Origin of the sequence: Ruegeria lacuscaerulensis, from assembly GCF_013033355.1 — a bacterium.
GTDB classification, from domain to species: domain Bacteria; phylum Pseudomonadota; class Alphaproteobacteria; order Rhodobacterales; family Rhodobacteraceae; genus Ruegeria; species Ruegeria lacuscaerulensis_A.
The window spans coordinates 499,496-522,306 of the sequence record NZ_WQDY01000003.1 but is presented as its reverse complement, the minus strand read 5'-3'; the positions used below and the strand labels follow the sequence as shown (position 1 = coordinate 522,306).

At 56.1% G+C, this 22,811-nt stretch carries 26 protein-coding genes and 1 tRNA gene; 15 read left to right on the top strand and 12 right to left on the bottom strand.

Going from position 1 to position 22,811, the window contains the following annotated elements; genetic code table 11:
- Window positions 1-316: 316 nt before the first annotated feature.
- Complete coding sequence (locus GOW48_RS08715) at window positions 317-1,516, bottom strand: ROK family transcriptional regulator (RefSeq protein WP_170412873.1); 1,200 nt, start codon at window positions 1,514-1,516, stop codon at window positions 317-319.
- Between the two features lie 187 nt (window positions 1,517-1,703).
- Here GOW48_RS08715 and GOW48_RS08710 point away from each other — a divergent pair, with 187 nt between their 5' ends.
- The 4 genes from GOW48_RS08710 to GOW48_RS08695 all read left to right on the top strand — a co-directional run bounded on the left by GOW48_RS08710 (window position 1,704) and on the right by GOW48_RS08695 (window position 5,351).
- On the top strand, window positions 1,704-2,723 hold the full coding sequence (locus tag GOW48_RS08710; RefSeq protein ID WP_170413026.1) for a sugar ABC transporter substrate-binding protein: 1,020 nt from the start codon (window positions 1,704-1,706) through the stop codon (window positions 2,721-2,723).
- A gap of 116 nt (window positions 2,724-2,839) precedes the next feature.
- Window positions 2,840-3,910 carry an ABC transporter permease gene (locus tag GOW48_RS08705; RefSeq protein ID WP_170412876.1) on the top strand — a complete coding sequence of 357 codons (1,071 nt, stop codon included), beginning with the start codon at window positions 2,840-2,842 and terminating at the stop codon, window positions 3,908-3,910.
- Entirely contained in the window at window positions 3,910-4,692 is a 783-nt protein-coding gene (locus GOW48_RS08700) for an ATP-binding cassette domain-containing protein (RefSeq protein WP_170412879.1), read from the top strand. Before GOW48_RS08705 ends, GOW48_RS08700 begins: the two co-directional genes overlap by 1 nt.
- Window positions 4,689-5,351 carry a nucleoside/nucleotide kinase family protein gene (locus GOW48_RS08695; protein ID WP_170555527.1) on the top strand — a complete coding sequence of 221 codons (663 nt, stop codon included), beginning with the start codon at window positions 4,689-4,691 and terminating at the stop codon, window positions 5,349-5,351. Before GOW48_RS08700 ends, GOW48_RS08695 begins: the two co-directional genes overlap by 4 nt.
- Before the next feature lie 352 nt (window positions 5,352-5,703).
- Here GOW48_RS08695 and GOW48_RS08690 read toward each other — a convergent pair whose 3' ends face one another.
- Window positions 5,704-5,907, bottom strand: a complete 204-nt coding sequence (locus tag GOW48_RS08690) for a hypothetical protein (protein WP_058283652.1) — start codon at window positions 5,905-5,907, stop codon at window positions 5,704-5,706.
- Window positions 5,908-6,143: 236 nt separating this feature from the next.
- Window positions 6,144-6,911, bottom strand: coding sequence for a helix-turn-helix transcriptional regulator (locus tag GOW48_RS08685; RefSeq protein WP_331251851.1), 768 nt, complete (start codon window positions 6,909-6,911; stop codon window positions 6,144-6,146).
- A 153-nt stretch (window positions 6,912-7,064) separates the two neighbouring features.
- Between GOW48_RS08685 and GOW48_RS08680 the strand changes: the two genes are divergently transcribed.
- The 6 genes from GOW48_RS08680 to GOW48_RS08655 all read left to right on the top strand — a co-directional run bounded on the left by GOW48_RS08680 (window position 7,065) and on the right by GOW48_RS08655 (window position 12,290).
- Window positions 7,065-8,165, top strand: a complete 1,101-nt coding sequence (locus GOW48_RS08680; protein ID WP_234899573.1) for an ABC transporter ATP-binding protein — start codon at window positions 7,065-7,067, stop codon at window positions 8,163-8,165.
- A gap of 34 nt (window positions 8,166-8,199) precedes the next feature.
- Window positions 8,200-9,363 (top strand): ABC transporter substrate-binding protein, encoded by a 1,164-nt coding sequence (locus GOW48_RS08675; protein WP_093962198.1) that lies wholly within the window; start codon window positions 8,200-8,202, stop codon window positions 9,361-9,363.
- A 38-nt stretch (window positions 9,364-9,401) separates the two neighbouring features.
- Entirely contained in the window at window positions 9,402-10,253 is an 852-nt protein-coding gene (locus GOW48_RS08670) for an ABC transporter permease (RefSeq protein ID WP_093962199.1), read from the top strand.
- Window positions 10,254-10,260: 7 nt separating this feature from the next.
- Entirely contained in the window at window positions 10,261-11,082 is an 822-nt protein-coding gene (locus GOW48_RS08665; protein ID WP_170752976.1) for an ABC transporter permease, read from the top strand.
- Window positions 11,083-11,100: 18 nt separating this feature from the next.
- Entirely contained in the window at window positions 11,101-11,859 is a 759-nt protein-coding gene (locus tag GOW48_RS08660) for an SDR family NAD(P)-dependent oxidoreductase (protein WP_170752974.1), read from the top strand.
- A gap of 209 nt (window positions 11,860-12,068) precedes the next feature.
- A complete protein-coding gene (locus GOW48_RS08655; protein ID WP_214648657.1) occupies window positions 12,069-12,290 on the top strand; it encodes a hypothetical protein in 222 nt (73 codons plus the stop codon).
- A gap of 142 nt (window positions 12,291-12,432) precedes the next feature.
- On the opposite strand, the gene GOW48_RS08650 is transcribed toward GOW48_RS08655, so the two are convergent.
- A tRNA-Leu gene (locus GOW48_RS08650) sits at window positions 12,433-12,518 on the bottom strand.
- A 144-nt stretch (window positions 12,519-12,662) separates the two neighbouring features.
- Between GOW48_RS08650 and GOW48_RS08645 the strand changes: the two genes are divergently transcribed.
- Complete coding sequence (locus GOW48_RS08645) at window positions 12,663-13,241, top strand: YqaA family protein (RefSeq protein WP_170752970.1); 579 nt, start codon at window positions 12,663-12,665, stop codon at window positions 13,239-13,241.
- Window positions 13,238-13,723, top strand: coding sequence for a disulfide bond formation protein B (locus tag GOW48_RS08640; protein WP_170752968.1), 486 nt, complete (start codon window positions 13,238-13,240; stop codon window positions 13,721-13,723). Before GOW48_RS08645 ends, GOW48_RS08640 begins: the two co-directional genes overlap by 4 nt.
- On the opposite strand, the gene GOW48_RS08635 is transcribed toward GOW48_RS08640, so the two are convergent.
- On the bottom strand, window positions 13,693-14,280 hold the full coding sequence (locus GOW48_RS08635; protein WP_170354266.1) for an HNH endonuclease: 588 nt from the start codon (window positions 14,278-14,280) through the stop codon (window positions 13,693-13,695). The genes GOW48_RS08640 and GOW48_RS08635 overlap by 31 nt on opposite strands.
- A gap of 211 nt (window positions 14,281-14,491) precedes the next feature.
- On the opposite strand from GOW48_RS08635, the gene GOW48_RS08630 reads away from it, so the two are divergent.
- Window positions 14,492-15,097 (top strand): pseudouridine synthase, encoded by a 606-nt coding sequence (locus GOW48_RS08630; RefSeq protein ID WP_170752967.1) that lies wholly within the window; start codon window positions 14,492-14,494, stop codon window positions 15,095-15,097.
- A gap of 31 nt (window positions 15,098-15,128) precedes the next feature.
- The gene (locus GOW48_RS08625; RefSeq protein ID WP_170752965.1) at window positions 15,129-15,554 is read left to right on the top strand and encodes a VOC family protein; all 426 of its coding nucleotides are present in this window, start codon (window positions 15,129-15,131) and stop codon (window positions 15,552-15,554) included.
- Here GOW48_RS08625 and GOW48_RS08620 read toward each other — a convergent pair whose 3' ends face one another.
- Genes GOW48_RS08620 through GOW48_RS08605 form a run of 4 tightly spaced genes read right to left on the bottom strand, consistent with a single transcriptional unit; the run spans window position 15,555 to window position 17,653 of the window.
- Complete coding sequence (locus GOW48_RS08620; RefSeq protein WP_170752963.1) at window positions 15,555-15,857, bottom strand: putative quinol monooxygenase; 303 nt, start codon at window positions 15,855-15,857, stop codon at window positions 15,555-15,557. It abuts the gene before it with no gap.
- Window positions 15,858-15,859: 2 nt separating this feature from the next.
- Window positions 15,860-16,354, bottom strand: a complete 495-nt coding sequence (locus tag GOW48_RS08615; protein WP_170752961.1) for a GNAT family N-acetyltransferase — start codon at window positions 16,352-16,354, stop codon at window positions 15,860-15,862.
- 4 nt (window positions 16,355-16,358) lie between these two features.
- Window positions 16,359-17,024, bottom strand: coding sequence for an alpha/beta hydrolase (locus tag GOW48_RS08610; protein ID WP_170752959.1), 666 nt, complete (start codon window positions 17,022-17,024; stop codon window positions 16,359-16,361).
- The gene (locus GOW48_RS08605) at window positions 17,021-17,653 is read right to left on the bottom strand and encodes a DNA-3-methyladenine glycosylase family protein (protein ID WP_170752958.1); all 633 of its coding nucleotides are present in this window, start codon (window positions 17,651-17,653) and stop codon (window positions 17,021-17,023) included. The genes GOW48_RS08610 and GOW48_RS08605 overlap by 4 nt, the downstream gene beginning before the upstream one ends.
- A 97-nt stretch (window positions 17,654-17,750) precedes the next feature.
- Between GOW48_RS08605 and GOW48_RS08600 the strand changes: the two genes are divergently transcribed.
- On the top strand, window positions 17,751-18,977 hold the full coding sequence (locus tag GOW48_RS08600) for an MFS transporter (protein WP_170753011.1): 1,227 nt from the start codon (window positions 17,751-17,753) through the stop codon (window positions 18,975-18,977).
- A 4-nt stretch (window positions 18,978-18,981) separates the two neighbouring features.
- Here GOW48_RS08600 and GOW48_RS08595 read toward each other — a convergent pair whose 3' ends face one another.
- From GOW48_RS08595 to cysS, 3 genes are read right to left on the bottom strand one after another with little or no spacing between them, the layout of a single operon-like run.
- Window positions 18,982-19,764, bottom strand: coding sequence for a squalene/phytoene synthase family protein (locus tag GOW48_RS08595; protein ID WP_170752956.1), 783 nt, complete (start codon window positions 19,762-19,764; stop codon window positions 18,982-18,984).
- Window positions 19,761-21,395 (bottom strand): citramalate synthase, encoded by a 1,635-nt coding sequence (cimA, locus tag GOW48_RS08590; protein WP_170752954.1) that lies wholly within the window; start codon window positions 21,393-21,395, stop codon window positions 19,761-19,763. Before cimA ends, GOW48_RS08595 begins: the two co-directional genes overlap by 4 nt.
- On the bottom strand, window positions 21,395-22,792 hold the full coding sequence (gene cysS / locus GOW48_RS08585; protein ID WP_170752952.1) for a cysteine--tRNA ligase: 1,398 nt from the start codon (window positions 22,790-22,792) through the stop codon (window positions 21,395-21,397). The genes cimA and cysS overlap by 1 nt, the downstream gene beginning before the upstream one ends.
- Window positions 22,793-22,811: the final 19 nt, after the last annotated feature.

The window sequence follows — 22,811 nt, the reverse complement described above, 5'->3', positions numbered from 1 at the left end:
GGCTCGCGCTCTCGCTGTCATAAGTTGTGCGAAATGGCGGGCGAACGGCGGGTTTAAGCAGAGAAAAGGACGTTCGCGAAAATAGGTTCAATCAACGCTCTGAGCCCTTCTCTACCGAAGCTACGCTTCGTATGGATTTTTGCTATGCGCAGTTAGGTGAAATTGGAATGCTCAGCAGCAAGCGCAAAGCAGTCCTCAGTTGCTATTTGCCTTACGGCACTGCAACAGCCCGAAAATGGGCCGTTCTAAGGCAGCCACCTTGAGCAGGAGTCTCGGTTCCGTCCTACCTAGGAAGTTTGCCGCCAATGAGTTGAGACTACATCCCAGAAAGCCCAGCATTAGTATTCAATAGAAACTGGCGGAAAATTGGGCTGCTCGCCGCACCAATGCCTCGGGCGTTTTCCCCGACCGCTGCGGCTTCTACAACTGGAGGAATTAAACCGCGTTTGTCTTGGTTGATTAGGTATCGGCGAACACGTGAGACCAACTCTTCCCGCACTTCAGGTGGGAATGCACCGTCGATGAAAATCGCCTCAAAGTCGATGACCGCGCAAATTGACAGTGCGGCCTTGGCCAATTCCTGAGCCGTCGTGCCGATCCATGGTTCGACATAGCGAGAGATGCTATTCCAATCCTGAGGCTTCTTCCAGAGAATTTCAGGATCGACACCTGCTTCGATCAATCTGTCCTCGAGCAGGAACAGCGAAGCTGTGTCGATCAGTTGCTGGCTTTCACCCAATGGGCCCGTAGTCCGCATAGCGCCTAGCGCACCGGCATTGCCTTGGTTGCCCTCGAATACGGTGCCGTTCAATGCGACGCCACCGCCGATCATCGAGCCGATGAAAAAATAGAAGTAATCACGATACTCAGCCCCGCGGCCATAAAGGTGCTCCGCGTGACAGGCTGCCGTTGCGTCGTTAACCACAAAAACCGGCAAGTCGCTGAACTTGGCGACCTCGGAGAAGAAATTCACGTTTTTCCATGACCTGAATTTCTTGGCGGCGAGCCCGGACAGATCATGCCATTTCCAAAGCTCGAACGGGGTGCCGATCCCGATACCGCATACTCGGTCGCGAAGACGTTGAGGTTCGCGAGAGAGAAGTGTTTGCAGGCCAGACTCCAGAAACCCAAAAATGACCTCTGGCAACGGATAATCGTATGTCGTGGAAAGTTGGTGGCGCGGGTTGCCCATAAAGTCGATCAAAAGCAGATCGGCGCTGCGCCGCCCGATCTTCATCCCAACTGAAAGGATGCCTTCCGGGTTGAGCTCCATAGGGACTGAGGGCTTACCTACTTTTCCGCGCAAAGGGGTTCCGCGTTTGAGAATCTCGTCCTTTTCCAGCTTACGAAGAATAATTGAGACAGTCTGAGGGGACAGGCCCGTTAGTCGCGCGACTTCGGCACCCGCAGCAGGGCCATGCCTTTGTAAAACCGTCAAAATCAAACGTTCGTTGTGATCGCGAACCCCGCTTTGACTTACCCCGCCAGTCAGTGTTTTTAGCGCTTCTCTTTCCATAAGCCTGAACATAAACCCCTTGTTTTCTTATGAAAAGATGCCGAAGCAAATTAATAAATAAACTTTATTTATTTATTGACATGAAGGCTAGAATCGCGGTTTGCTTGAACGCAACCTGCATTGGAGGATGGAGGTGGGTCTCGCTGTCATGCCACGCGGGACAAAAACAACTTTCTGGGAGGACAACATGAGAAATCTACTCAAGCTTGCTGCATCAGCGACTGTACTCACACTCGCTGCTGCATCTGTTCAAGCGGCCGGGGAGACGGTTTGCCTGATCACGAAGACTGACACCAATCCATTCTTTGTAAAGATGAAAGAAGGCGCCACAGCCAAAGCTGAAGAGCTTGGCATGACTCTAAAGGCCTTCGCGGGCAAGATCGACGGCGACCACGAAACTCAGGTTCAGGCCATTGAAACGTGCATCCTTGATGGAGCAAAGGGAATTTTGCTGACGGCGTCTGACACCAGCTCGATTGTCCCTGCGGTTCAGCAGGCGCGGGACGCCGGCCTGCTGGTAATTGCTTTGGACACACCGCTGAGCCCGATTGACTCTGCCGACGCAACATTTGCCACGGATAACTACAAGGCAGGCCTGTTAATTGGCCAATGGGCAAAGGCAAAAATGGGTGACGCGGCAGCGGACGCCAAAATCGCGACGCTGGACTTGAACGTTAGTCAGCCAACAGTGGATGTTCTACGTAATCAGGGCTTCCTTGACGGTTTCGGAGTGGACCTAGCGGATCCAAATGTTATCGGCGATGAGACCGATGCCCGACTGGTTGGCAGTGACGTGACCGACGGCAACGAAGAAGGCGGGCGCCGCGCCATGGAAAACCTTCTGGCAAAAGACTCGACGATCAATGTGGTTCACACAATCAACGAGCCGGCAGCAGCAGGTGCGTATGAAGCCTTGAAGTCAATTGGGCGCGAAAACGATGTGCTGATCGTCTCGGTCGATGGCGGCTGCCCCGGCGTGCAAAATGTACAGGCCGGTGTAATCGGAGCGACAAGCCAGCAATACCCACTGTTGATGGCTTCGCTTGGTGTTGAGGCTGTAAAGAAATGGGCCGAAGAGGGCGTTAAGCCTGAAAATACACCGGGCAAAGACTTCTACGATACCGGTGTAGCGCTCATCACGGACCAGCCTGTTGATGGCGTGGAATCAATTTCAGTCGCCGAAGGTTTGGAACTCTGCTGGGGCTAACGCAGACTTAATTGATGAGGCGCGCACACGCGCCCCATCATTCCTTTCACCAGCAAACCGAAACTTCCTGTACACTGATCTCGTGGGCGCAATGCTAGTCGCGAAAAGGGGGAGATATGTCTGAAGCAAACCGAGGCGCTCAGGGATTTGAAACCGCCGCAAATAAAACGGAAACGGTGGCGGAATTTGAAGATCATCGGCGCGGCGTGCTAGGGAAGTTACAGCACCTTCTCCACGTGAACCCGTCCTTTGTCCCGCTTATCGTGCTGGTCGGTGCAATCGTGATTTTCGGCCTGGCTCTGGGTTCAAAATTCTTTTCACCCTTTGCAATGACATTGATCCTCCAGCAGGTTCAGATTGTAGGTATCGTTGCCGCAGCGCAAAGCTTGGTCATTCTCACCGCTGGCATCGACCTAAGCGTCGGCGCGATCATGGTGTTTTCATCAGTCATTATGGGGCAATTCACGTTCCGGTACGGCATTCCAGTACCAATTGCTGTTGTGTGCGGGCTTGCAGTAGGAACCATGATCGGTGCGCTGAACGGTTGGCTTGTAAGCCGCGTTAAATTGCCCCCGTTCATTGTCACGCTGGGAATGTGGCAGATCGTTCTCGCAACCAACTTCCTGTACTCCGCAAACGAGACAATCCGCAGCCAGGATATCGAAGCGAACGCACCTTTCCTGCAGTTTTTTGGAACCAAATTCAGCATCGGTGGAGCGACCTTTACTGTTGGCGTCATCTTCATGCTCGCCCTTATCTTCGTATTGGCCTACGCGCTAAAACACACAGCTTGGGGAAGGCATGTCTATGCCGTGGGTGATGATCCTGAGGCCGCCGAACTATCAGGTGTCAACGTCCATCGAACGCTTATGTCCGTCTATATGTTGTCTGGCCTGATCTGTGCCTTCGCGGGCTGGGCTCTGATTGGGCGCATCGGATCAGTCTCGCCAACGTCCGGCCAATTGGCCAACATTGAAAGTATCACTGCTGTTGTGATCGGAGGCATCTCTCTGTTCGGCGGGCGAGGCTCCATTCTAGGGTCACTGTTCGGTGCTTTGATCGTTGGCGTATTCACACTTGGGCTGAGGTTGCTCGGCGCGGACGCGCAGTGGACCTTTCTACTCATCGGTCTTCTCATCATCGCAGCGGTCGCAGTTGACCAGTGGATTAGAAAGGTATCAGGCTAATGTCAGACGCAACTCCAGTCGTCCAAGGGCGTGGTATCGTGAAGCGCTATGGCCACGTTACCGCTATTGACCATTCCGACTTTGAACTGCTGAAAGGAGAAATCCTTGCAGTTATCGGGGACAACGGCGCTGGCAAATCGTCTATCGTTAAGGCGATATGCGGTGCCACAATCCCAGATGAGGGTGAGATTCTGATCGAAGGAAAGAAGGTAAACTTTACCTCTCCAATAGACGCCCGCAATATGGGTATCGAAATCGTTTATCAGCAGCTTGCCATGTCTCCTGCCCTTTCAATTGCGGACAACATGTTCATGGGGCGCGAGATACGCAAACAAGGTTTCATGGGCAAGTACATGCGTCAGCTAGACCGGCCAGCTATGGAGAATTTTGCTCGTGAAAAGCTGACTGAGCTTGGGCTGATGACCGTACAGTCGATTAATCAGGCGGTTGAAACACTGTCTGGTGGCCAGCGCCAAGGCGTTGCCGTTGCGCGCGCAGCCGCCTTTGCGACCAAGTTCATCATCATGGACGAACCCACAGCAGCTTTGGGCGTGAAAGAGAGCCGCAAGGTGCTTGAACTCATACAAGACGTACGCGCACGTGGCATTCCTATCATCCTGATCAGCCACAACATGCCACATGTCTTCGAAGTAGCTGACCGAATCCATGTGCACCGGCTTGGCAAAAGGCTCTGCACAATTGATCCCAAGGATTACACGATGTCCGATGCCGTAGCGTTTATGACAGGCGCCAAAGAACCACCAAAAGAAGACGCTGCGTGATCGAGCAAGATGCAGCGCGCGTGTGCGACCTGATCTCCTCTCGGAGGCAGGTTGGGGTTCGGACGATTGTCGCAATCGCAGGACCTCCTGCGTCCGGAAAGTCGACCTTGGCAGAGACCGTTGTGCAATCGCTGAACGCACAACAGAGCTCGGCGTTTCCATTAGCCACGCTGGTGCCTATGGATGGCTACCATTTGGACAATCGTATACTTGAAGCGCGAGGTTTGTTGGCGAGAAAAGGCGCACCAGAAACCTTCAACGCAATTGGTTTTTGCAATGCAATCAAAGGGTTGAAATCCTCGCAACTTGAGTCCTTTCACCCCATATTTGACCGCCAAATGGATTTAGCCATTGCCAACGCGATTACGGTTCACCCTGACACTCCGACTGTTGTTGTTGAGGGGAATTACCTTCTTATAGATCGCGACCCGTGGAGAACGCTGGCGGACGTCTATGCCGCAACGGTTTTTGTCAGCCCAACTATGGAAGAACTCGAAAACAGGCTTCAGCATCGCTGGATCAAATATGGTTTTGACACGAATACCGCGTTGCAACGCGTTAAAGCCAACGACCTGCCCAATGCTGAACATGTCATTCTTGAGAGCCGGAAAGCCGATCTTACCTTGAAACAGAATTACACTGAACTCAGGATGCGCTAGTTTCAGCCGGCCATTGGTGCAGCGCCTCTGAGCGATTGTCCGCTTTAGTCTGGCTGACGACTTTGGGTTAGACGATGGGAGCAGCGGTTTGTCCGCAAAGCGGTCATTCAGTGAAATTCGCCAAATGACTGTTTTGCGGACAAAGCGGTCAGTGGTTCTCCAATCAAATCGGCCGACCTTGGGTTTACAGTACACGGTTGTGGAGAGTGAGAAGGATTAGTTGTCTTCACTTCCGGAAGTATAGTGTCTCAATTGGCACCCTTATTGCATGCTGAGCAGGACGTTATGGCTCACGAGCGTCCTGATACCCTCCGGTTAAGCCCTTTTGAGTGTCAGAGGTATCGTCCCAAAATTAGGTTGTTGGTTGTTCGGGTGCGTCACCCAGAGCCAGCAGCAAAAGAATAGCCAAAAGGGGTGATCCAACCAGACCGATCAGGAACCAGATCAAACCAGACCGGTTGCGCCGCCCTGCCATCGTGATCGGCAGGATATAAAGCCAGATCACGACAACCAGCAAGATGAGCATAAAAATCAACTGGATAACTGGTGCGTCCATGAAATTTTGCCTTTCGTATCTTGACGCCATTTTTAAAACGGCTGATCCGGTTAGATAGACAATGGCCCGAAAGCGTTTTCGTGTATTAATTTAGCCCAACATGGGTCCCAGGCGTCCCAACCCTCTCCCTTTGGGTTCCTTGGCTATCAGACAGTGCCGTCCAAATGTTTGGTGTTTTCCGGGTCACAAGGTAGCAAGGTCGGCAAAACGGATAAAGTGGGTGTTCAAGGAACCTTTTAAAGCGCCTTTTCAATGAACTTTGAAAAAAGCTCACCCTGCGAGTTGATCCTAAGTTTCGCGTAAATGTTGCGTCTGTGGATGCGGACTGTGCCTGGAGAGATGCCGAGAATTGTGCCAACAGCTTCTGCCGAATGGCCTTTCAATGTGAACTCAACGACTTCTCGTTCTCGTGACGTCAGAACGCCATCGCCAAATGCCTGGAATGCTAGATCAACGCGACGACTAACGCCATTCGCTGCGGCGCCGCGGACCATCGTTGGAAAGTCACTCCAATGTTTGCAACAGGCTGCCCGAACGAGCGGCCATAGAGCTTGCAAATGACGAATTTCCTTGGCGGAAAAAGGCTTCTCTGCTCGCATGAGCGAGACCACAACCATCCCAGCGCCTGGGATATCGATAAAGTAGCCAATCTCCTCTGCTAACCCAGTCCTTTTGTAATAGCTGCGATAGTATTCGCCCTGATAGAACCTGTCCGGTGCGATATCGCGCATGCGGTACAGACCCGGTGTTATTGGTTTTGTCGCGGCCAAAAAAAATGGATCAAGTACGTAGGGCCCGGCTTGGTAATCCTCAACAAAAATACGCCGTTTGCTTTTGGGGAAATCGTCGTGAAGGTCTATTGGTGCTTCGGTTCCGACATGGCCAAACACCACCGTAAAATCAAATGGTGCGACCTGCCGTAAGCCATCTGCCAAAGCACATGGAAATTCTGGGGTTCCGATCTTCTCCACGACCCTGCCGGCCTCTTCCATCCAATCGTACACACGCCGCTCCAGATTTTCGAAATGCACCTCTATACCCCAATTGTGGTATATACAGTTATTCCGAGTTATTGTTACTTTTTTCTTGTTTGAGTGGTATGCCAACAAATGCCAAAAAATCAAGCAAAAGGAAAACGGCAGTATATGAGCTTTGACATGAGCGTTCCCATGCAGACGATTGCGGAACTCCGAGGAGTGACCAAGACCTTCGGGAATGTGGTCGCCGCCAAAGACCTGAATCTTTCCATTGGGAAAGGAGAGTTCCTGTCGTTCTTAGGCCCATCTGGTTGCGGCAAAACCACTGCGCTTAGAATGTTGGCAGGTTTCGAGAAGCCAACCGAAGGTCAGGTGTTGCTCGATGGAGAAGTCGTCAACGACTTGGATGCGCACCATCGCCCAGTCAACATGGTGTTTCAGCACTATGCTCTTTTTCCTCACCTAAGCGTGTTCGACAACATCGCGTACGGCCTGCGCCAACAACGACCACGCGTAGACAAACAAAAAATCGCGACAAAGGTTGAGCAAGCGCTGGAAACTGTCCGTCTTGGTGGGTTTGGCCCACGTCGCATCTGGGAGATGTCTGGTGGTCAGCAGCAACGCGTCGCTTTGGCGCGTGCGATCGTAAACGAGCCCAAGCTTTTGCTGCTTGATGAACCAATGGCTGCTCTGGATCGAAAGCTTCGAAAAGAAATGCAGTTTGAACTGCAGAACTTGCAACGACAACTGGGAATAACTTTTGTCCTCGTCACGCACGACCAAGAAGAAGCGCTTTCAATGTCTGACCGAATTTGTGTGATGGAAGGCGGCAGTATTGTGCAGGTTGGCAGCCCACGCGAACTCTATGACATGCCCCGCAGCCGCTACGTGGCTGGATTTGTAGGTACCTCAAATTTCTTTGATGCAACTGTGACTGACTCAGCAGCCGACCAAATCACTGTGCGTTTAGCGAGTGGCCAAAAGGTGCACGGAACTCCGGAGATTCCAATAGATGCAGGGCAGGAAGTGTGCGTTAGTATCCGTCCTGAACAGATCACGCTGACCCGCGCGCTACCCACAGCTGAAATCGCTCTGCCAGTTACCATTCAAAATCGGATCTTCCTTGGGGAGCACACAGAATACCTTGCGCGCAACGAAGCACTGGGTGACTTCCACGTACTTGTGCCAAGGCAAGCGGAATTGAACGAGGGGACGTTCAATGCAGGAGAGCAGGCCTTTGTTTCATGGGGCGAAGGCGCACTGCTGATCCTGGAAAAATAACAAATCCCGCAATCCAACAACAGAGAGGTTCACAATGACCAAGGATAATGGGACTATTTCCAAGCAAAAGTTCATGGAAGAGCTTCGCCGGTACCAAAAGGGTTCGGTTACACGGCGACATTTCTTAGGCGTGACAGGTCTTGGGATGGCAACGGCCGTTCTGGGCACGGCCATTCCTGGGTTGCGTCCACGCCCGGCATTTGCTGCCGGGGACATTGGCGACCGAGTGATCCTCGCCACATGGCCGAACTACCATGACGAGATGAACTTCGAAGCTTTCACGGAAGCCACTGGCGCCCATGTTCAGGTCAATGTTTTTGGCTCGAACGAAGAGATGTTGGCAAAACTACAGGCTGGAGGGTCTGGCTGGGACGTTTTCGTTCCAACCAACTACACGATCACTACGTATGTGGGTGAAGATCTGATCATCCCGCTCGATACGTCCAAACTGCCAAACTACGACGCAGGTTCATTCGAACAGCGCTTTTCCGACGCCGGTTCTGTCGATGGCCAGCTTTACGCGGTCCCAAAAAACTGGGGCACGACTGGCTTTGCAGTGAACACCAGCAAGCTTGACGGCGCTCCGACTCCAACCACATGGAAAGAGTTCTGGGACCTTACTATGGAAGGTTACTCAGGCCGGACAATGGTGCATGATTACCAACTCACCACCATCGGTAATGCCCTGAAATACTTCGGCTACTCCTTTAACTCGGTCGATGAGAAGGAACTGGCGGATGCCGAGAAATTGTTGCTGGATGCCAAACCGCATCTGTTTGCAATCTCGTCGGATTATCAGCCACCGATGCGTAACGGTGACGCCTGGATGACGATGTGCTGGACAGGTGACGGCAAGCAGATGAATGTCGACATGCCTGAAATCGCCTACGTTCTGGGAACTGAGGGCGGTGAACTCTGGTCCGACTACTACGCTATTCCTAAGGGCGCACCCCATATGGATGCCGCTTATGCGTTGATCGACTTCCTGCTGAACCCGGAAGTTAATGCGAAAGAAGTCCTCGCTCACGGCTATCCATCGGCTGATGCTCGCACCAATGCGTTGCTGCCGAAGGAACTACTGGAAGATCCGATCCTTTATCCGGCAGCTGACCTTCTGAATGCACTCGAGTTCGGCGCGGCGGCTACACTAACCGATCCAAACCGTGCCGAGTTGCTCGCCCGCTTCAAGTCGGCCTAAGCGGCAAGGCCGCCAATATCGGAAAAGACGAGGACAAAATGACCGAACGAGGCAGAAAAGCACTGTTGCTGGCTCCAGCAGGAATATGGCTTTTGGTAATGCTAGCCCTTCCTCTGCTGGTCGTCTTCGTCTTTTCCTTTGGCGAACGGGGTGCCGCCGGAGGCTACGTTCCAGCGTTCACGTTGGAACAATATGCCAACCTTCCTGCGCGATGGACGGCGTTTAAGAACACTTTGATCCTTGCACCTCTGGGGACTATCGCTGCGTTGGTAATTGCCTACCCGCTCGCCTACTTTCTTGCAGTGCGTTGTTCACCAAAGTGGAGAACTTCGCTGTTGATCCTAGTGATCGTGCCGTTCTGGACATCGATCCTGATCCGGTCATACGCTTGGATTTTCATCCTTGGGGGGCGTGGCTTGCCCGCTTTACTGGAGTCGATCGGCATCGATGATATCCGCCTGATAAATACGCCGTTCGCTGTGCTTGTCGGGATTGTCTATGGGTATCTACCTCTGATGGTTTTCCCGATTTTTGTAAGCTTAGACAAACTGGATAAACGCCTTCTGGAAGCATCGGCTGATCTCGGCTCTACCCCATGGCGTACGTTCCGTCAGGTGACACTTCCTTTGTCGGTACCTGGTATCGCAACTGGCTGCATGCTGGTCTTCATCTTGCTGATGGGCGAGTTTCTGATCCCAGCGATCTTGGGCGGCGGAAAGGTCTTTTTCGTCGGAAATGCGCTGGTGGACCTGTTCCTGCAGTCTCGGAACTGGGCGTACGGATCGGCGGTCGCAATGACTCTGGTTGTCGTAATGCTTGTCACTGTCTCAATTTACATGAAATTCATCTCGCGCCTGGGTGGCCAGCGCGAAGATGTCTCGCTGATGTGAGGGTCCGATGCGCTTATACGCGATTTGCGTCTACCTTTTTCTCTATATTCCAATCGGCATCATCGCGCTTTTCAGCTTTAATGCCGGACGACACGCAAGCCAGTTCATGGGGTTCTCGACCCAATGGTATGGTAGAGCGCTGAACAACCCATTTGTAATGGACGCGCTCGAGACCAGTCTGCTTGCGGCATTCATAACTGCTTGCCTCGCATCCACTCTCGGAACCATGGCGGCCATCGCTTTACAAGGGGTTAAGGGATGGCTCCGAACTTTGTTTGATGCGATGATTTATATTGCGATAATGATACCCGGTATCGTCATCGGCATCGCGACCCTCATTGCCCTGGTCACCGTATTCGGCTGGCTAAACCCGCTTCTTGCAAGCCTATGGCCCGATGGAGCAAATCCCCCGCAACTTTCCATGGGGATGCCCACGCTTGTCGCCGCCCACACCATGTTCACAATGGCGCTGGTCATAATCATCGTACGTGCAAGGCTATCGGGTATGGACCGCGCGCTCATGGAAGCTTCGGCTGACCTCTTTGCGACGCCCTGGGGCACCTTTCGACAGGTGACCCTGCCGTTGATAGCACCGGCAATTTTGGCAGGCTTCCTGCTCAGCTTCACTTTCTCATTTGATGATTTCATCATCGCGTTCTTCGTAGCTGGCTCAGAAACAACCCTGCCAATCTACATATTCTCATCCATCCGGCGCGGCGTAACACCCGAGATCAATGCCATCGGCACTATGGTTATGGGCGCGTCGCTCTTGTTGCTCGTAGCAGCGCAGCTGCTTTTGCGCCGAGGCGCCTCAAAATCGAATAATTAAATAAAGGAGCCAAGTGACATGCGGCTTGCAGGTAAGGTCGCGCTCGTGACGGGCGCGGGATCAGGAATTGGTCGGGCGGGTTCAATGGCAATGGCACAAGAGGGTGCGCATGTTGTGGTAACCGATCGCGATGCAACACTTGCTGAAGCCACTGTGGCCGCGATCGTAGCGCAGGGAAATCAAGCATCTGCCATACAGCTTGATGTGACCGATGACGATGCCCTTACCAGAACCATAGACGAAGCAGTTAAAAACTTCGGTCGGCTTGACGTGTTGCACTCTCACGCTGGGTTGCAGATCGAAGGAACGCTGGAAGAAGTGGAACCAGATGGAATGGATGCTTCTTGGGCATTGAATGTCCGCGCTCACTTCATTGCCGCGCGTGCAGCCGTCGCCCATATGAAATCACAAGGTGGAGGCAGCGTGATCGTCACGGCCTCCAATTCTGGGGTTCAATATGACCGGGGTATGATCGCCTATGCGACTACAAAGCACGCTGCTGTTGCGATGGTCCGGCAGATGGCAGCCGACTACGCTGTCCATGCAATCCGTTTCAATGCCCTATGTCCAGGATTTGTAGACACCCCTTTCAATGCAGGCTTCGAAAAGCAGATGGGAGGCCGTGCCAAACTGGAAAGCTACGTCGAGCAGGCGATCCCCATGAGTCGATGGGCGACAGTTGACGAGATTGGCCATGGGATCGTCTATTTGGCTTCAGATGAATCCGCTTTTATGACGGGGCAAGCCCTGGTTATCGATGGCGGTGAATGCATTTAGTGATGGGTTAGACCGCTCAAGAGAATGTCTATCGCCGCAATTCATTTTGGCGAGCACATTTCAGTCCGCTTTGGGCTCAGTGCAGACCTTCGCTGCATTTAGCGCGAAGGTCTACTTTGCCGGCAGAACGAATGTCGCTTCTTTCCTAATATGCGTTAGCTAGCTATAATCCTCGCATGTCAAAGCGGGACAAACTCAAGCGTAACCGTATGAAACGGTACGAAGATTTAGCATCGCGTCGAAACTACGTTGAACCGATGCAATACCTGTTTGGGCAGCTGAAAGGCGCGGTTGATAAGGGCAATCATGACAAGGCTATCAAGATTGCGATGTTTCTCATTCCATTTGGGCATGCCAAAGCTTTGCCGCGGAAACAGGATGGTGATGAGGTGGGTGCCGACCGCCTTATAGTCAACTTCACGCTGGACTGACTACATCCGGGACATCCGTTGTAGGAGATTCCAAAAGGATCAAGCGACTCATCCACCATAGATCTCATGGGGGACTATTTGGGGGTCTGAACAGGAGTGAAAAATACAAGTCACTGATACTATTATATTGATAGCAATCTTGTGGTGCCCAAGGAGAGACTCGAACTCTCACGCCCGTGAAGGCGGGGGATTTTGAATCCCCTGCGTCTACCATTCCGCCACTTGGGCCACGAACACTGGATTAGCGCCCAAGTTCAGGAAGGTCCAGAGGCAAAAAACAACCCATCGTCATTTGTTTTTCCGGCGGCAGTTGACCCTAGGATGACCGCGTGATTTGGCTAACCCATCTGTTGACCGGGATTTTGGCGCCGAATGATACGATCACTCTATGACTGGACTATTCGTCTGGCCGAACACCCGCACGCTTTGTGGGCATTGGCCGTAGTGGCCTTTATTGAAAGCTCGTTCTTTCCGATTCCGCCCGATGTGCTGATGATTCCGATGATCCTGGCGCGACCGTCACGCGCGTGGTTGATCGCGACAGTTGCGTTGGTCGCATCGGTGCTCGGTGGGTTGCTTGGATACGCGATTGGGGCGTTTTTCTATGAAAGCCTCGGTCAGCCCATCCTCGAATCCATGGGCAAGGCTCACGCGATGGAGGAATTCAACACCCGTTTCAACGATTTCGGGTTCTGGGCTGTGCTGGCGGCGGGCGTGACCCCCTTTCCTTACAAGGTCATCACCATTATGTCGGGTTGGACCGGCATGCCTCTGGGCACATTCATTGCGACGTCGATTCTGGCACGTGCATTGCGATTTTTCATTGTAGCCGGTCTTTTGTGGGGCTTTGGAGAGCCGATCCGCGCCTTCATCGAAAAGCGACTGGGCCTGATGTTCACGTTGTTCATAATTCTGCTGTTCGGCGGCTTTCTTGTGGTGAAATACATATGACACGAAGAGCTCAACTGATTTTGGTCGCTGCCTGCGGCTCTGGCGCGTTGCTGCTGGGGGCGTGGGCATTTCAATACCTTGGCGGTATGGCACCTTGCAAAATGTGCATTTGGCAGCGCTATCCTCATGCCGTAGCTTTTGTTGTAGGCGCGTTGGCTCTGGCGCTGCCGCGTTTGAACTTTTTACCCCTCGTCGGAGCACTAGCTGCGCTGTCCACTGCGGCTATCGGCTTTTTCCACGCCGGGGTCGAGCAAGGGTGGTGGGAAGGCCCCTCAAGCTGCACTTCCGGTGATATCGGAGGACTATCGACTCAGGACCTGTTCGACCAGATCATGACCGCGCCCCTTGTACGCTGCGATGACATCCCGTGGGAGATGTTCGGATTGTCCATGGCCGCCTGGAACGGCGTAATCTCGACTGTGCTGATTGTATTCTGGATGCTGGCCTGGCGTCAGAACTCGTCCAGCTCGGCATCCCAGTAAAGAAAGTCGATCCAGCTGTCATGCAGGTGATTGGGCGGGAACTTCCGCCCGACATTGCGCAAGGCTTCGGCATCGGGCTGGCGCGGCGGCTTGCGCAGGGTCATTCCTGCCTGCCGCAGCGATTTCGACCCTTTGCGCAGGTTGCACGGGCTGCACGCCGCCACCACATTCTGCCAACTGGTCACACCGCCTGCGGCACGCGGCACCACGTGGTCAAACGTCAGATCCCCCCGGCTGCCGCAATACTGGCAGCGGAATTCATCCCTTAGAAATAAATTAAAGCGCGTGAAGGCCACGCGCTTTCTGGGTTTTACATAGTCTTTCAGCACAACAACCGACGGTATTCGGATTTCAGTGCTGGGGCTTCGGACGACCTCGTCATACTCGGCCACAATGTCCACCCGATCCAGCCAGGCGGCTTTCACAGCCTCCTGCCATGGCCAAAGGGACAGTGGATAGTAAGACAAGGGGCGATAATCGGCGTTCAAAACCAGTGCCGGATGATGCTTTAGCGCACCGGGTTCCCTGACAAATTCGGTCCTGAAGTCTGCGTCCATATCAGAATCGCTCCTCGCTCTGCTCTGCCCGTTTGACATCAGAGCGGGGAACACCCGCCCCGGCCTTAAGTTAACTATATATCGTGTTAAAACTCTGACAAGCCCTGAGTATCCACAATATCTCGGGGAATGGGTAAGCTGCCTGCGTAACAGGCACATGACAGTTATCCACAGGTTGCACGACAGTTTCCGCCGCGCTATGGCGAAGACCATGAGCTGGTTTATTCGATTCAACAAACCCTTCGACGTGCTGCCGCAATTTACCGACCGGGCGAATGCGGACACACCGCGCAGCACCCTGTCGGATTTCATCGACCTACCGGACGTCTATCCTGCCGGGCGGTTGGACCGTGACAGCGAAGGGCTGATGCTGCTGACCGACAATGGGCGGCTGCAGGCGCATATCGCCGACCCTAAGCACAAGATGGCCAAAACCTACTGGGTACAGGTCGAAGGCCTGCCCGACGCCGCCGCGCTAAAGGCGCTGCGCGACGGGGTCGAGTTGAAAGATGGCGTGAGCCGCCCCGCCAAGGCCCGGATGATGGACGAACCCGATGGGCTTTGGCCGCGCACCCCTCCGATCCGCGAACGTCAGACAGTGCCCGATTGCTGGATCGAGCTAACCCTGCGCGAAGGCAAGAACCGGCAGGTTCGGCGCATGACGGCGGCTGTGGGCCACCCGACCCTGCGCCTGATCCGCGCCCGCATTGGCGACTGGACGCTGGATGGGCTGGATCCCGGCCAATGGGACAGCCTGCCCGAACCCGCGATCAACGCGGCCCCTCAGCGTAAACGTGACCGCCGACCACGTCGGTGACAAAAACCTCCGTTTATGATAGGCTTAGGCCATGAAAATCACGTCGGATATCCCCACCCCGCTGGGCATTCTTGAGGCCGCTTTGTACGTCGATGACCTTGACGTGGCCGAACAATTCTATGGTGAGGTTCTGGCACTTGAAAAAATCCAGCGGGTCACCGACCGGCATGTGTTCTATCGCGTGGGTGCAACGGTTCTGCTGATCTTCAACGCTGACGAGACCGAGAAACCGCCACTGAACCCCGACCTGCCCGTGCCCCCTCATGGAGCGCGCGGACCGGGCCATGTCTGCCTGTCCATGCCCCGCGACCAGATCGCGGTGATGCGCAAACACCTGCTGGACTGGAACGTACCCCTGGATGCCGAGTTCGACTGGCCGAACGGCGCGCACTCGCTTTACGTACGCGATCCGGCGGGCAACTCGGTGGAGTTCACAGAACCCCACCTTTGGAATTGATTACCGAAGCGGCTGTTTTTCGCCGCCTACGATGCGGTAAATATCCGCGGATGTGACCCCAACCTCACCCAAAGCATCCTGAAACACGGCCATATGCGGCGTGGCCATATGCGCCTCAAGCGCAGCTTGGCTTTCCCACTCTTCGTACACTCGGAAGCGGTTGTAATGCCCAAGAACCTGGCTGAATTCGTAGACGTTACAGCCTTGTTCCTTCACCGTTTCCGCCACCATTTCCTGCGCGGCTTTTGCCGCCTGTTCAATGCCTTCCGGCGCGACCTCAACCGTTCCAGTAACGACTAGCATTCCTAACCCTTTCTCAGTTCAAACCGTTTGGAAATCCGATCAACCGGTGTGCCGTCACGAAGGGGAACGCCATAAGCGACCGAGTAGTCCAGAAAACCCATCTTGTCGTAGTAACTCAGCCCTTGCCGGTTATCGGCCCGGATCGTGGCATTGATCGCGCTGAACCCCAAAGCCGCCGCATGTTTCGAGGTTTCGGCAAACAGCGCGCGCCCAACACCTTTCAGAACCGGATCGCGGCGCGCAAAAGTGGCGATATCGGCGCAGTCTTCAGGCAATTTTGCATGCGATCCCAGCCACTGGAAACCGGCCACCTCGCCATCACGGTCCAGTGCAACATGACAACAAATCTTGTCCGGCCCTTCCAGATAACTTTGCGCAAAAAGTGCCTCAGAGAACGGGATCTCGAACGCAGTCGTCCCCCCGATCTCGATAATCTGGTTGAGGATCCGGCACGCGGCTGCCACATCCTCGGGCATCATCGGCCGAACTGCGATCATTGGATCAAAGGCTCAGCTTGTCACGCATGAAGGCCAACGCCACGCTCAGGCCATCAGGCGCGATACCGTGGCCGGTGCCCTTCATGATATGGGCGTAAACCTCTTTGAAATCGGCAGCCTGCAGCGCCTCGGCCGCCTCAGGCAGCGATTGCGGCGGCACCACATCATCAGCGTCTCCATGCACCAGAAGGATCGGCATCCGGCTAACCGTTTCATCGGGCAGCAGGTCAGGCTCCAGCAACCGGCCCGAAAAGGCGACAATTCCAACTACTGGGTCTTCGCGGCGCGGGGCCACGTGCAGGCTCATCATCGTGCCCTGACTGAAGCCGAACAGCACCACCTGTTCGGGCAGCACGTCCTCATCCACCATCAGCGCGTCAAGGAAGGCGTTGAAATCCTCGACCGCCATCTCCATACCGCGGCGTGCTTCTTCCTCGGACGAGCCGTCGATCCACGGGATCGGAAACCACTGGAAACCGTTGGGCATTCCGGGGATTTGCTCGGGCGCATCAGGCGCAACAAACAGCGTATCCGGCAGATGTTCCCCCAGCAGGTCGGCCAGCCCCAACAGGTCGGCCCCGTTGGCACCATAGCCATGCACAAACACCACGACCGAACGCGTGTCGCCCGAAACCGGCTCTTTTCGGAGCGCATTCAATACTCGAGTCATCTGATCCCTTCTCGTTCCTTTGCCACCCGGTAATAGGCCCACAACACCCGCGCCGCAACCGAGCGCCAGGGCGACCACGCGCCGGCCATCTGTCGCAGTTCTTTGTCAGTCGGGCGTTTGGGCAAATCGTAGAGGATACGCGCGGCCTCCTGCAGGGCCAGATCGCCCGGCGCGATCACATCGGCACGGCCCAGCGAGAACATGGCGTAGATCTCGGCGGTCCAGACGCCGATGCCCGGAACCTCGGTCAGAATGGCGACCACATCCGCATCAGGAAGGTCGCGTAACGCCTTGTAATCAATGCGCGCCTCGGCCAGCGCGCGGGCATAGCGAATTTTCTGACGGCTCAGCCCAACGGCGCGCAGGTCATCATCCGTGGCCCATATGATCTTGCGCGGGCCGGTCAGTTTCGCGTCCTGTAACCGTTTCCAGATCGCATTGGCCGAGGCCACGCTGACCTGCTGGCTGACAATCGCGCTGAGCAGTTGCGCGAACCCGTCAGGCTTGCGACGCAGGGGCAACGGTCCCACCTGATCCAGCGCATAGGCCATGCGCGGGCAGGCATTGCCCAGCCACTCGGCCCCCTCACGCACACAGTCGTTGGTTTCGATGATACGTCCGACGGACATGCGGGCCTCAGGCTGTTTAATAGCGCACACGTTAGGCTGCTTTGACGCATATGCAACCCGCTTGTGCGACATGCTTTTCGCGGATACCCATGAGCGCATGACGATGACTGCCACTACCCCCGATGACAGCCAGGCCAAACGCAACGTCGCCGTTCTGGTGGCCGCGCAAGCGGTGCTGGGCGCTCAGATGCCGATGATCTTTATCGTCGGCGGCTTGGCGGGCGAGTCGCTGGCGACCAATGCCTGTCTGGCGACCCTTCCGATCTCACTGATCGTGCTGGGCTCGATGCTGGCGGCCACGCCGATCTCGGCCATCATGCAGCGCTGGGGACGGCGCGTTGGCTTTTTGGTGGGTGCAACCGCAGGTGCGCTTGGTGGTCTGGTCGGGGCTTACGGCCTGTATCTGGGGTCATTCCCCATCTTTCTGCTAGGCAGCCTGTTGACCGGTATCTATATGAGCGCACACGGCTTTTACCGCTTTGCCGCCGCCGATACGGCCTCGGACGCTTTCCGCCCCAAAGCGATTTCCTATGTCATGGCCGGAGGGCTTGCGGCGGCGATCATCGGGCCACAGATCGTCAAGCTGACCTCAACTGCCTATGTGATCCCGTTCCTCGGCACCTATATGGCGGTGATTGCGGTGAATGTGATCGGCTCTGTCCTGTTCTTCTTTCTCGACATCCCGACCCCGGCAAAAATGGCAGAGGGCGCACCCAAAGGTCGCACCCGGCTTGAGATGTTGAAAACCCCGCGCATCGCCGTCGCGATCATCTGCGCGATGGTGTCATATGCGCTGATGAACCTTGTCATGACCTCAACCCCGCTGGCGGTTGTCGGCTGCGGCTATTCGGCCAATGACGCGGCCGATGTGGTGACTGGGCATGTTCTGGCCATGTATATCCCCAGCTTTTTCACCGGTCAGTTGATCGCCCGCTTTGGAGTCGAGAGAATCGTCGCCCTCGGCCTTGCCATTCTGGGCGCAGCCGGAGTGGTCGCCCTGCAAGGGGTCGAGCTTGGCAATTTCTTCATCGCGCTGATCCTGCTGGGTATCGGTTGGAACTTTGGCTTTATCGGGGCCACTACGATGCTGGCCTCTGCCCATGACGTGAATGAACGCGGGCGGATGCAGGGTCTGAATGACCTGCTGGTGTTCGGCGGCGTAACCTTTGCCTCGCTTGCTTCGGGCGGGTTGATGAACTGCTCGGGCGGTTCGGCGGTCGAGGGGTGGACGGCGGTGAACCTTGCCATGATCCCTCTGTTGACCTTGGCCGGTGGCGCGCTGTTGTGGCTGGTGTTGAAGCCCACGGAACCCGAGGCCGCCTGATCGCCTACCAGTGCCCCCGCGCGGCCGTCCACATCAGGGACAACCTGCGCCGCATTTCCCCCTGCGCCATATCCCCGGCAGCCACACGATCCGGTTTGGCAATGGCGCGACGCAGCACCCATTCGGCTTGCCACCCGGAATACAGCGCCGGACGTGCCTGTGCCGACACCATCGCCGCATTCGCCCGCGCCCGCCGCAACTGGTCCAACCCTGCTTGCGCCAGCGCCCGCACCCCGTCAGGTGTGCCGTCCAACAATGGGATGCGCCCGCGCGCCTCAAGCTCGGGGATCGCGCGCAACCAATTCGCCACGCCAACCGCATAGCCGAAGTCGCGCAAAACTCCCTCATCCGCTGGCCCCAGAACCTGCGCAGAAGCAACCATTAGGCTACCTGCACTCTGGTCCAGATAGGTGTCGAAATGGGCCTGATCTTCGAACGGATCACGATATATATCCCAACGCCTTACGGCCACATACTCATCAAGTTGCGCGGCCAGATGAGGCGACAGCACACGGGACAAGGGCGTTACAACCTCGTGGCGGCGCACAGTTCCACTTTCGGCAATTTCCTGCAACGCATCGCGCCACCATTGCAGACGCATTTCGGCGATCATCGTCTCTTGCGTGACCCACGGCGCGCGCGCCACCTCGGCATTTAGTGCGTAAATCGGAAAGAGCTTGGGTCGCACCGCAACCGGAGCCGCCATCACCGCCATGAACCGATCCGGATCAGCGCGATGCACAAGTGCGGCGCAGGCCTTTACGTCATCGTCGAAGGCAACGCTCACTCGGCCACCACCGCCTGCGGCCCGCAATCACGCACCAGTTTCCACTGGATCGCATCCAGCAGAGCCTCGAACGAGGCATCGACTATGTTCGCACTGACGCCCACGGTCGACCAGCGCCGCCCCTGCCCGTCTTCGCTGTCGATGATGACGCGGGTCACAGCCTCGGTCCCGCCTTGGGTGATGCGCACCTTGAAATCCACCAGCCGCATATCCGCCAGAACCTGCGAATATTGCCCCAGATCTTTCGCCAGCGCCTTGGCAAGCGCGTTCACCGGTCCGCGATCGCTGCCATCCTCATCCAGAGACTCACTGACCGACAGCTTCTTTTCGCCGTCGACTTTCACCACGACCACGGCTTCGGACAGGCTGACCATCTTGTTGTACTTGTTCTTGCGCCGTTCAACGGTCACTTTGTACCGCTTGACCTCAAAGAACTCGGGCAGTTGCCCCAACTCATCCCGCGCCAGCAGTTCAAAACTGGCCTGTGCGGTGTCATAAGAATAGCCCTCGGCCTCGCGCTGTTTGATCCGGTCAAGGATGCGCCCCAATGCAGGGTCGGCTTTTTCCACCGACAGCCCCGCCTCGGTCAGGCGCTTGCGCAGGTTCGATTGCCCAGCCTGATTTGACATCGGGATGATCCGCGCATTGCCGACTGCCCCCGGATCTACATGCTCATAGGTCGAGGGATCCTTGAGGATCGCGCTGGCGTGCAGCCCCGCCTTATGCGCAAAGGCCGAGGCCCCCACATAGGCCGATTGTTTGCTGGGCACCCGGTTCAGGATGTCATCCAGCATCCGGCTGATACGCGTCAGACCGGCCAGCGCCTGTGAGGTGACGCCTATATCAAAGTTCGATGCATAGGGTTCTTTCAGCAACAAGGTCGGGATCAAAGCGGTCAGGTTCGCATTGCCACACCGCTCGCCCAGCCCGTTCAGCGTGCCCTGTATCTGTCGCGCGCCTGCATCCACAGCAGCAAGGGAACAGGCGACTGCGTTTTCGGTGTCATTGTGCGTATGAATACCCAAACGATCGCCCGGCAGACCTGCGGCGATCACTTCGGTCACAATGCGCGAAACCTCAGCAGGCAGCGCACCGCCATTGGTATCGCACAGCACAATCCAGCGCGCGCCTGCGTCCAGCGCCGCCCGGCAGACCTGAACCGCATAGGCGGGATTGTCCTTGTAGCCATCAAAGAAATGCTCGGCGTCAAACAGCGCCTCGCGCCCCTGCGCCACGATATGCGCGACTGAGGCGCGGACATTCTCGACATTCTCTTCCAGCGTGGTCCCCAACGCGTGGGTCACGTGGTAGTCATGGGACTTGCCCACCAGACAGACGGCCTGCGTGCCAGCATTCATCACGGCGGCCAGCACATCATCATTCTCGGCCGACCGGCCCGACCGTTTGGTCATACCAAAGGCCGTCAACCGGGCCGAGGTCTTTGGCGCAACCTCGAAAAACGCGCTGTCGGTGGGGTTTGCACCGGGCCAACCGCCCTCGATATAGTCCACGCCCAACTCGTCCAGAGCCTTGGCAATCTGCACCTTTTCAGCAGTCGAGAACTGCACACCCTGGGTCTGCTGCCCGTCGCGCAGGGTGGTGTCGTATAGATAAAGCCGTTCCTTCGACATCACACACCCTCCAGCTTGGCAGCGTCAAACCCGGCCCCCGGCACCAGCTCCACACCGTCCTTGCTCATCCGCACTTCCAGCCCTGCTGCGACATAGGCCGCCTTCAACCGGTCCACTTCCGAGAAGTCCTTGCTTTGCATCGCCTGGGCCCGCGCCTCGGCCAGACGCGCCGCATGACCAGAAAGATCTGCCGAGCCCGTATCGGCCCAAGCGCCCATTTCAGGCACCAACAACCCAAGAACTTGCGCACTGGCCGACAGGCCCGCTGCGTCACCCTCTGCCGCCAGACGGTGGAGTTCCGCGACAGCCCCCGCCGTGTTGAGGTCATCACCCAGCGCGGCGATCACCGAGGGGGCCGCGCTGGCGGCGGGCTCGAAGCCCGCTGTCAGCGCCCGCCACTTGCGCAACGTCGCCTCGGCTTCGCGCGCCTTTTTCTCGGTCCAGTCCATCGGCTTGCGGTAATGCGTTTGCAGGAACACAAACCGGATCACTTCACCCGGCACACCCCGATCCAGCAGGTCGTGGACGGTGAAGAAATTGCCCAGCGATTTGGACATCTTCTTACCCTCGACCTGCAGCATCTCATTGTGCAGCCAAACCCGCGCGAACTCGCCCTCGGGATGGGCGCAGCAGCTTTGGGCGATCTCATTCTCATGATGCGGGAACATCAGGTCATTTCCGCCGCCGTGAATATCGAAGCTTTCGCCCAACAGTTCATAGCTCATGGCCGAGCATTCGATATGCCATCCCGGACGTCCCCGTCCCCACGGGCTGTCCCAGCCCGGCAACTCGTCACTCGACGGTTTCCAAAGCACGAAATCCATCGGGTTTTTCTTGTAAGGCGCAACCTCGACCCGCGCCCCGGCGATCATGTCATCGACCGAACGACCAGACAGCGCGCCGTATTTAGCCTTCCAGCTGTCCACAGCGAACAGAACATGCCCCTCGGCTGCATAGGCGTGGCCTTTGGCGATCAAGTCCTCGATCATGGCTATCATCTGGCCAATATACTGCGTCGCGCGCGGCATCGCGTTGGGCTCCAGCGCGCCCAAAGCGCCCATGTCATGCAGGTACCAGCCGATCGTCTCGTCCGAGCGTTCCTGCACAAGCTGCTCCAACGTGCCCGCTGCACCCGCTTTCTGCCGCGCCAGAGCAGTCGCGTTGATCTTGTCATCCACGTCGGTGAAATTGCGCACATAGGTTACGTGATCCGCGCCATAGGTGTGGCGCAGCAACCGATAGAGCACGTCAAACACCACTACGGGCCGCGCATTGCCCAGATGGGCGCGGTCATAAACCGTCGGACCACAGACATACATCCGCACGTTGTCAGCACTGATCGGCACGAAATCCTCTTTCGTCCGGGTCCTTGTGTTGTGCAGTTTGATCGTAGTCATCGGTCGGCTCCTAAGAACG